Origin of the sequence: Roseateles sp. (genome assembly GCF_036486225.1) — a bacterium.
GTDB lineage: Bacteria > Pseudomonadota > Gammaproteobacteria > Burkholderiales > Burkholderiaceae_C > Roseateles.
Window position 1 is genome coordinate 1 of the sequence record NZ_DASVNZ010000392.1, and the last position, 9,189, is coordinate 9,189.

9 protein-coding genes are annotated in these 9,189 nt (G+C 68.8%); 6 read left to right on the top strand and 3 right to left on the bottom strand.

The genetic code is table 11. The features are described 5' to 3' along the window. Positions 1-391: 391 nt before the first annotated feature. The 3 genes from VF536_RS25380 to VF536_RS25390 all read left to right on the top strand — a co-directional run bounded on the left by VF536_RS25380 (position 392) and on the right by VF536_RS25390 (position 4,863). Entirely contained in the window at positions 392-1,042 is a 651-nt protein-coding gene (locus VF536_RS25380; RefSeq protein ID WP_331617739.1) for a response regulator transcription factor, read from the top strand. Between the two features lie 119 nt (positions 1,043-1,161). Then, positions 1,162-3,108, top strand: a complete 1,947-nt coding sequence (locus tag VF536_RS25385; protein WP_414710449.1) for a sensor histidine kinase — start codon at positions 1,162-1,164, stop codon at positions 3,106-3,108. Positions 3,109-3,207: 99 nt separating this feature from the next. Then, positions 3,208-4,863 carry a lectin gene (locus VF536_RS25390; protein ID WP_331617740.1) on the top strand — a complete coding sequence of 552 codons (1,656 nt, stop codon included), beginning with the start codon at positions 3,208-3,210 and terminating at the stop codon, positions 4,861-4,863. Positions 4,864-4,876: 13 nt separating this feature from the next. Here VF536_RS25390 and VF536_RS25395 read toward each other — a convergent pair whose 3' ends face one another. Genes VF536_RS25395 through VF536_RS25405 form a run of 3 tightly spaced genes read right to left on the bottom strand, consistent with a single transcriptional unit; the run spans position 4,877 to position 6,883 of the window. After that, positions 4,877-5,302, bottom strand: coding sequence for a group II truncated hemoglobin (locus VF536_RS25395; protein ID WP_297524383.1), 426 nt, complete (start codon positions 5,300-5,302; stop codon positions 4,877-4,879). Positions 5,303-5,354: 52 nt separating this feature from the next. Next, positions 5,355-6,167, bottom strand: coding sequence for a MinD/ParA family protein (locus VF536_RS25400; protein ID WP_088403687.1), 813 nt, complete (start codon positions 6,165-6,167; stop codon positions 5,355-5,357). Beyond that, a complete protein-coding gene (locus VF536_RS25405; protein WP_331617741.1) occupies positions 6,164-6,883 on the bottom strand; it encodes a GGDEF domain-containing protein in 720 nt (239 codons plus the stop codon). The genes VF536_RS25400 and VF536_RS25405 overlap by 4 nt, the downstream gene beginning before the upstream one ends. Positions 6,884-7,069: 186 nt before the next feature. Between VF536_RS25405 and VF536_RS25410 the strand changes: the two genes are divergently transcribed. From VF536_RS25410 to VF536_RS25420, 3 genes are all read left to right on the top strand, one after another. Next, a complete protein-coding gene (locus VF536_RS25410) occupies positions 7,070-7,939 on the top strand; it encodes a CheR family methyltransferase (RefSeq protein WP_331617742.1) in 870 nt (289 codons plus the stop codon). A 58-nt stretch (positions 7,940-7,997) separates the two neighbouring features. Next, positions 7,998-8,669 carry a chemoreceptor glutamine deamidase CheD gene (gene cheD, locus VF536_RS25415; RefSeq protein WP_331617743.1) on the top strand — a complete coding sequence of 224 codons (672 nt, stop codon included), beginning with the start codon at positions 7,998-8,000 and terminating at the stop codon, positions 8,667-8,669. Positions 8,670-8,757: 88 nt separating this feature from the next. After that, on the top strand, positions 8,758-9,189 hold a 432-nt coding region (locus tag VF536_RS25420; protein WP_331617744.1), incomplete at its 3' end, for a response regulator.

Here is a 9,189-nt window from a genome sequence, read left to right on the forward strand (position 1 = left end):
GGCGCAGATCGCGCGGCGTGACCTGCGGCGCGAGCGGCGGCGGCGGACTCTGCTGGGCCAGCGCCGCGCCGGCGGCCAAGGCCAGGGCGGTGCCGCCGAACACGGCGGAACGGAATGGACGCATGCGGGATTCCCTCGAACCGCCCGCGTGCGCAGACGATCCCTCGTGGTGCTTGTTCGTTGTTCTTCTCTCGTGGAGGCTCTCGTGGAGGCTGTCGTGGCAGCGGCGCGATCGTAGGCGCGGCCCCTCCTACGAGGCGTAGAACGAACGGACTACACCGCCACCCCGCGGGCGCCAGACAATCGCCACCCGATGCAAACCGCACACTCCCCAGTACCCGCCTTGGCACTTCCGGGCACCGCCGCCGCCGGCTCTCCGTACGATGCGCTCATGACGCTCATCCACGTGATCCTGGTCGAGGACGATCCGGGCTTCGGCGACGCCCTCTGCCGCGTCGTGGAGGACTCGCCCGGCATGCGCCTGGCGGGTCGCGCCGCCACGCGTGCCGAGGGCCTGGCGCTGCTCGCCGGTCCGCCGGCCGATGTGCTGCTGGTGGACCTGGGCCTGCCCGACGGCTCCGGCATCGACGTCATCCGCGCCGCCGCGCGCGACTGGCCGGCGTGCCACATCATGGTCAGCACGAACTTCGGCGACGAAACCCACGTGATCCGCTCGATCGAGGCCGGCGCCTCGGGCTACCTGCTCAAGGACAGCGCCCCGGCGCGCATCGTCGAGGAGATCCGCAGCCTGGCCGCCGGCGGCAGCCCGATCAGCCCCATCATCGCCAGGAAGGTGCTGTCGCGCTTCCGCCAGGACGCCGCGCGCGCCGTCCCGGCCGAGGCCTCGCCGCTGTCCGCGCGCGAGAACGAGGTCCTCGCGCTGATCACCAAAGGCTTCTCGACCGCCGAGATCGCGGACCTCATGACCCTGTCCCCGTTCACCGTGCGCAGCTTCGTGCGCCGCATCTACGGCAAGCTGAAAGTCAGCTCCAAGGCCGAAGCCATCTTCGAGGCACGCTCGCAGGGATGGCTGCCGGAGTGACGCCGCCCCGCCTACCCCCAAGCGATTCTTCAAGCGCTTCTCCAAACGCCTCTCCCAGCGTTTCTCTACGCGCTTCCCCACGGCCATCTCCGATCGCCTGGCTGGTGCTGCTCGTGTCGCTGGTGCTGGCGGCGGTGGTCACGGCGGTGGCGCTCAGCGCCTTCGTCGACCGCGCCTTCAGCCCCGCGCTGCACCTGACGGAAGCCGACTGGCAGGTCTCCGAACGCGCCGGCCGCGTCACGCCGCCGGCGACGCAGGACGCCGACGCCCTGCCGCAGGACTGGCATCCGGTGACGCTGCCGCTGGCCTTGCCGGTCGCGCTGCTGGGGCAGGCCGAGGCCGCGCGCGAAGGCGACACGGCCGTGCGCACGACCTGGCTCCGCGTGCGTGTGCCGCCCGTGCCAGGTCATGCGCGCGGTCTCCTGGCGGGCCAGCTGGGCCTCTACGGCGCGCGCATCAAGACCGACGGCACGATCGCCGTCTACGCCGACGGCCATCTCGTCCATCGCGCCCAGGAACAAGGCCCTTTGTGGAACAGCACCCGCACGCCGCTGTGGGTGTCGCTGGAGCCACCCGAGGATGGCCATCCGGTGCGCGAGTTCCTGATCCGCCTGGAACACACCAGTCGCAGCCAGGTGGCGGTCTCCAGCCTGTGGCTGGGACCGGTCGACGCGCTGCGGGCCCGCTATCACCTGCGCGCCTGGCTGCAGCTGGAGTTCCCGGCGATCCTGGGCGCGGGCTTCGCGGCGATCGGCGTGTTCGCGCTGTTCGTGTGGATCCGCCGTCCGCATGAGACCGGCTACCTGCTGTTCTTCAACCTGGCGGCGACCTCCTACCTGCGCGGGCTGCATTTCTACGTCTCGCTCCCGATCGCCAACGACGCCTTCGCCTGGCTCACCGTCAACTCGCTGTTCTGGCTGGTGACCGTCGTCCACTTCTTCCTGCGCTCGCTGCACGGCCAGCCGATGCGCGGCATGACGCGCGCGCTGGTGGCGGTGACGGTGCTGGTCGGTATCGCGACGCTGCCGCTGCCCGGCCTGCTGCCCAACACGCCGCGCGTGACGCCGCTGCTCTACCTCGTCGTGGCCGGCATGGGCATCGTGGTCGGCACCGCGGGCGCGCGCGCCGCGTGGAAGAGCTCCCGCGAAGGCCGGCTCGTGGCCGCCGGCATCGGCGCGTGCGTGCTGCTGGGCATGTCGGACTGGGCGCTGCAGAACAACGTCGTCAGCCCTGAAGGCTGGTACCTCGGCGCCTACGCCAACGCGGTGGCGCTGACGGTCTTCGGCCTGCTGATGTACCGCCGCTATGTGCAGGCGATCGCCAGCGTCGAAGACCTCAACGCGAGTCTGGCCGAGCGGCTGGCCGCGCGCGAGGCCGAGCTCGACGAGAGCCACCGCCGCCTGCGCGAGATCGAGAGCCGCCAAGCCGTCAGCGACGAACGTCAACGGCTGATGCAGGACATGCACGACGGCCTGGGCGCGGCGCTGATCGGTGCGATCCGCAGCGCCGAGCGCGGCGCGCTGCCCGAGCGCGAGGTGGCACGCGTGCTGCAGGACTGCCTCGACGACCTGAAGCTGACGATCGATTCGATGGAGCCGGTCGAGGCCGACCTGCTGCTGCTGCTCGCGACCCTGCGATTCCGGCTGGAGCCGCGGCTGGAGGGCAGCGGCGTCGCCTTGCGCTGGGACGTCCGCGAAGTGCCGCAGTTGCCGTGGCTGGAGCCGTCGAGCGCGCTGCACATCATGCGCATCGTGCAGGAGAGCATCGCCAACGTGCTGCGCCACACGCGCGCGTCGGAGATCTGCCTGAGCACCTCGACCCACGAAGGCGGCGTGCGCGTGGAGATCGTCGACAACGGCCAGGGATTCGATGTGGCGGCCACGCTCGCTCGCGGTCGCGGGCGCGGCCTGCAGAACCAGCAGCGCCGCGCGGCGGCGATCGGCGCGCGCGTGGACTGGAGGTCCGGCGCGCAGGGCACGCGTTTCAGCCTCTGGCTGCCGCTGGCGTCGGCGTCCTCGCCTTCAACATCGCCATCGATGCCGCCGCCGATCGGGCACTCCGCCTAGTCACCGTTCGACGCACCTCGACACAGGCGCTCCAGGCGCGCGTGCCTACAGTCCGCTCCACCTTGACGCCCCCTCGCGGTGTCGCAGTTGGAGATCCCCGTGACCGTGTCCCGTCGCACCTTCCTCGGCAGCGCCGCCGCTGCCGCAGGCGCCGCAGCCGCTTCCACGCTGCCGCTGTCCCAGGCCGTCGCCGCCAGTCCGGTGGGCGACGTGGTCGGCAAGATCACCGTGGGCTACCAGGGCTGGTTCGCCTGCGCCGGGGACAACGCGCCGATCAACGGCTGGTGGCACTGGGCGCAGGACTGGGGCCGCACGCCCTCCCCGACCAACCGCGCGATCGTCTCGTGGCCCGACATGCGCGAGTACGCCGCCGGCTACGCCACGGCCTTCTCCCGGCTCGGCAACGGCGGACCGGCGACGCTGTTCTCGTCCTACGACCAGTCCACCGTCGACACCCACTTCCGATGGATGCAGCAGAACGGCTGCGACACCGCCGCACTGCAGCGCTTCAACCCCAACGGCGGCGAAGGCGCGACCCGCGACGCGATGGCCCTGAAGGCGCGCAGCGCCGCCGAGTCCTACGGCCGCAAGTTCTACGTCATGTACGACGTGAGCGGCTGGCGCACCATGCAACCCGAGATCAAGGCGGACTGGCTGAACAAGATGTCGGCGCTGGTCGCGTCCTCCGCCTACGCGCGGCAGAACGGCAAACCGGTCGTCGGCATCTGGGGCTTCGGCTTCAACGACGACAACCATCCCTGGTCCGCCGCCGCCTGCCTGGACGTCATCAACTGGTTCAAGAGTCAGGGCTGCTACGTGATGGGCGGCGTGCCCACCTACTGGCGCGAAGGCAAGAACGACTCGCGCGCCGGCTACCTCGACGTCTATCACGCCTTCAACATGATCTCGCCCTGGATGGTCGGCCGCATCGGCGACGCGGCCGGGTCCGACTGGTTCTACCAGAACGTCAACCTCGGCGACCAGGCCGACTGCAACGCCCGCGGCATCGACTACCAGCCCTGCGTGCTGCCCGGCGACCTGAGCGTGCGCCAGCGCGCGCACGGCGACTTCATGTGGCGCCAGTTCTACAACATGGTGCGGCTGGGCTCGCAGGGCATCTACATCTCGATGTTCGACGAGTACAACGAGGGCAACCAGATCGCCAAGACCGCCGAGACCGCGGCCTTCGTGCCCGCCGGCTCGGGCATCCTCGCGCTGGACGAGGACGGCACGGCCTGCTCGTCGGACTACTACCTGCGCCTGACCAATGACGGCGGTCGCATGTTGAAGGGTCTGCTGCCGCTGACGCCGACGCGCCCGACGCAGCCGGTGGTCGGCACGACGCCGCCCACGGCGCAGGTGGTGACGCTGCGCGCCCGCGTGAACAACCGCTACGTGACCGCCGAGAACGCCGGCGGCGCGGCGTTGATCGCCAACCGCGACGCCATCGGCGGCTGGGAGCAGTTCGAGCTGCTGGATGCCGGCAACGGCAACATCGCGCTGCGCGCGCGGGCGAACGGCAAGCTGGTCTGCGCCGAGAACGGCGGCGGCTCCGCGCTCATCGCCAACCGGACCGCGATCGGGCCGTGGGAATCGTTCAAGCTGATCCGCAACGCGAATGGCTCGGTGACGCTGCAGTCGCTCGCCAACAACCGCTACGTCACGGCGGAGAACGCCGGCGCCGCGTCGCTGATCGCGAACCGGACGGCCATCGGCCCGTGGGAGCAGTTTGATCTGATCACCGCCGCGCGCTGAGGCGCGACGTCGCTCAGACGTTCCGCATCCAGTCCGCCGTGTTGGCGAACGAAGCGGCAAGTCGCCGCTGCAGTTCCACATCGAGTTCGCACTCGGCCATCGCCTGCGTCATCGCCGACATCCACTGGTCGCGCTCGGCGATGCCGATGCGATAGGGCATGTGGCGGGCGCGCAGGCGCGGATGGCCGAAGCGCTCGACGAAGTGGTCAGGACCGCCCAGCCAGCCGCACAGGAACCAGAACAGCTTGTCCCGCGAGCCGTCCAGCGTGGTCGGGTGGATCGCCCGCAGCTGCGCGAAGCGCGGCTCCAGGTCCATCAGGTCGTAGAAGCGGTCGACGAGGCGACGGACCGCGTCCTCGCCGCCGACCCACTCGAAAGGGGTAGCGGGCGCGGCGGCCTCGGGCGTGCCGTCGGCACCGGTCTCGGTGGAATCAGTCATCGGGGAAACGGGGAACGCGCCAAGCGCATCGAGGAACGGGAAACGGACGGTATCAAGCGTGTCCGGCGGAGTATTCCAGCACCTTGGTCGCGAGCCCGCGGATCCCCTGCGCCGCGTCGCAGCCGGGGTAGTGTTCCAGCAGCAGCTGCCGCTTGAGCACGGCCTGCCGGACCATCGGGTCGTTCTTGACCTCGCCCAGCAGTTCCAGCTTGAAGGTCTGGCCCGGCGTCGGGCCGACGAAACGCTGCAGCACCTGCTGCAGCTGGCCGCAGATCAGCTTGCCTTCGCCGGGCCGGTTGGCCTGATTGACCACCAGGCGCACCAGACGGCGCTCCTGCTGGGTGGCGAGCACCTTGATCGTGGCGTACGCGTCCGTCAGCGAGGTCGGCTCCGGCGTCGCGACGACGAGCACGTCATGCGCCATCGACACCGAGAACAGCACCACGTCCGAGATGCCGGCGCCGGTGTCCAGCAGCACGTAGTCGAAACGCGGCCGCACCACCTCCAGGATGTGCAGCAGCTTGTCGCGCACGTCGGGCGTCAGCCGCGAGTACTCGACCATACCCGAGCCCGCCAGCAGCACGTGGAAGCCGCCCGGCGCGGGCAGGATGGCCTGGTCCAGGGTGCAGCGTTCGGTGAAGACGTCGTGCAGCGTGAGCTTGGGGTGCAGGTTCAGCACCACGTCCAGGTTGGCCAGGCCGAGGTCGGCGTCCAGCACCAGCACGCGCTCGCCGCGCGCGGCCAGGGCCGCCGCCAGGTTGGCGGTGACGAAGGTCTTGCCCACGCCGCCCTTGCCGCTCGTGACGGCCAAGGTGCGAGCGCCTCCGCGGGCATGGGGTGCAGCAGGAGCTGTTGTATTGCTCATTCACTATCCTGTTGCGTTACGGCGAACAACATGCCCTTTTCCTCGGCGCTCACCAGCGAGTCCACATGGCTCTCGAGGCAGGCACGGTTGCGGCCTTCGGCCTTGGCACGGTAAAGCTGACGATCCGCCCTTTCCGTCCAGATCAATGTCGACGACCGCACCCACTGGGGCGCGAACGCCCCGCCGATGCTGATCGTGCAGGTCAGCGGCGCGTGTCCGGCGCCGGCGCTGATCGCCAGGGCCTGCACCCGCTGCCGGATGCGTTCCGCGACCGTCACCCCGAACGAGGTCGGGCAGTTGGGCAGGATGATGGCGAATTCTTCGCCGCCGATCCGCGCCACCGTGTCCATCGGCCGCACCGTCTGCGCGATCGACTGGGCGACCGCGCGGATCACCAGGTCGCCCGCCGCATGGCCGTGCTGGTCGTTGACCGCCTTGAAGTGGTCGATGTCCAGCATCAGCAGCAGCGCCGGTTCCCCGGAGCGCGCCACGCGGTCGACCTCGCGCGCCAGCGCCATCTCGAAGCTGCGGCGGTTGACCAGCCCGGTCAACGCGTCCTTGCTGGAGAGATCGCACAAGGCGTCGAGGATGCCCTGCAGCCAGATCTCCGAATACGGTTCGGCGTCGGGCAGCATGGCCCCGGCCTGTTGCAGCAGCTGCAGGGCCAGTTCCAGGCGCAGCTTGTGGGCTGCTATGAGACTTTGCGGAGCGTCCAAGGTTGAATCAGGCAATTTCGAGGGCAGTCTAGCGGCTTCCCCCCCAAATGAGCGCGCAGAAAAGAGGGGTTCCCCCCACCTCTTTCACACATCAAATGGACCAAACACAATCAAACTAGCTATTGTCGACAATGGCGATCACCCGGTGCTACGGCATCTCCTCTTCGAAGAAAACCAAACAGCCCCATGCGCCCAGGTCAACCGGTCTCGCTCGCGGCCCCGTCGCCGGTGGAGGCGATCGATCATGAGTTCAGCTTCAGCAAGGCCGACTTCGAACGGGTCCGGCAGCTGATCTACCAGCACGCCGGCATCTCGCTGCACGACGGCAAGCATGCGATGGTCTACAGCCGGCTGTCGCGCCGGCTGCGCGACACCGGCTACAAGAGCTTCGCCGACTACCTCCAGTGGCTGGAGGGCGTCACCGGCCCGCAGGGCGACCAGGAGTGGCAGGAGTTCGTCAACTGCCTGACCACCAACCTGACCTCGTTCTTCCGCGAGGACCACCACTTCCTGTCGCTCACCGACGACCTCAAGACGCTGACCGGCAAGCCGATCCGCATCTGGTGCTGCGCTGCGTCGACCGGCGAGGAGCCCTACTCCATCGCCATGACCTGCCAGGAATCGCTGGGCGCCAGCAGCGGCGTGCAGATCGTCTCCAGCGACATCGACACCAACGTGCTGAACACGGCCCGCAAGGGCGTGTACGCGGCCGAATCGCGCGGCCTGTCGCCGCAGCGGCTCAAGCAGTTCTTCCTGCGCGGCACCGGCGCCAACGAGGGCCGCATCCGCGTGCGCCCCGAACTGGCCAAGATGATCGACTTCCGGCCGCTGAACCTGATGCACACCACGTGGTCGCTGGGCGATCCCTTCCACGTCGTGTTCTGCCGCAACGTCATGATCTATTTCGACGCCCCGACGCAGCGCAAGGTGCTGGAGCGCATCCACAAGGTGATGCGTCCGGGCGGGCTGCTGTTCGTCGGGCATTCCGAGAACTTCACCGACTCCCGCGATCTCTTCCGCCTGCGCGGCAAGACGATCTACGAGCGCGTCGGCTGATCGCCACGAACGATCCGCCGTACGACGATCCGAAGAACCTCCATCCATAGCCACCCTCATGACCTTGCCCTCAGCCTCCTCCGCGATGCAGCAAAGCGCGGCGCTGGCCAGCGCCGGCGCGGCCCGCGTGGCCCAGCTCAAGTCGGTGACGCGCAAGAACGGCGAGGCGTCGTTCTTCTTCTACGAAGCGCACTTCAAGAACGCCGCGGTCAAGGTCCTGCCCGGCGAGTATTTCGTCGACAACGACGACCTCCTGGTCATGACCACCCTGGGCTCGTGCATCGCCGCCTGCCTGTGGGACCGCCACGCGCAGATCGGCGGCATGAACCACTTCATGCTGCCGGAAGGCCAGGGCGACTCGGGCCGCTACGGCTCGTTCGCGATGGAACTGCTGATCAACGAGATGATGAAGCGCGGCGCGTCCAAGAGCCGCATGGAAGCGAAGATCTTCGGCGGCGGCGCGGTGATCGCCGGCATGAACACGATCAACGTCGGCGAACGCAACACCAACTTCGTCATCGATTTCCTGAAGCTGGAACGCATCCCCATCGTGTCCAAGGACGTGATGGACGTGTACCCGCGCAAGGTGTGTTTCCTGCCCAAGAGCGGCAAGGCGATGGTCAAGCGCCTGGCGCCGACCAACACCGACGCGCTGGTCCAGCAGGACAAGGCCGCGGCGCAGCAGGCGCAACCGGTGGCCAGCACCGGCGGTTCGATCGACCTGTTCTGACACCGGCGCACACTGAGACAACATCGGGGCAGCACTGCGGCAGCAAGGACGCCGCAGCGGGCCCGGCAGTACCGAGGAGCAAGAAGACATGGCCAAGACCACCGTCGTCGTCGTCGACGATTCCGCGCTGGTGCGGAGCATCCTGACCGAGATCATCAACCGCCAGCCCGACATGCAGTGCATCGGGGCCGCCAGCGACCCGCTGGTCGCGCGGGAGATGATCCGCAACCTCAACCCCGACGTGATCACGCTCGACGTCGAGATGCCGAAGATGGACGGCCTCGATTTCCTGCAGCGCCTGATGCGTCTGCGGCCGATGCCGGTCGTGATGGTGTCGACGCTGACCGAGCGCGGCGCCGAGGTCACGCTCAAGGCGCTGGAGCTGGGCGCCGTGGACTTCGTCGCCAAGCCCAAGATCGGCGTGGCCGACGGCATCCGCGCGCTGGCGCAGGACATCACGGACAAGATCCGCATCGCGGCGAAGGCGCAGATCCGCCGCCTGCACGCGCCGGGACCGGCC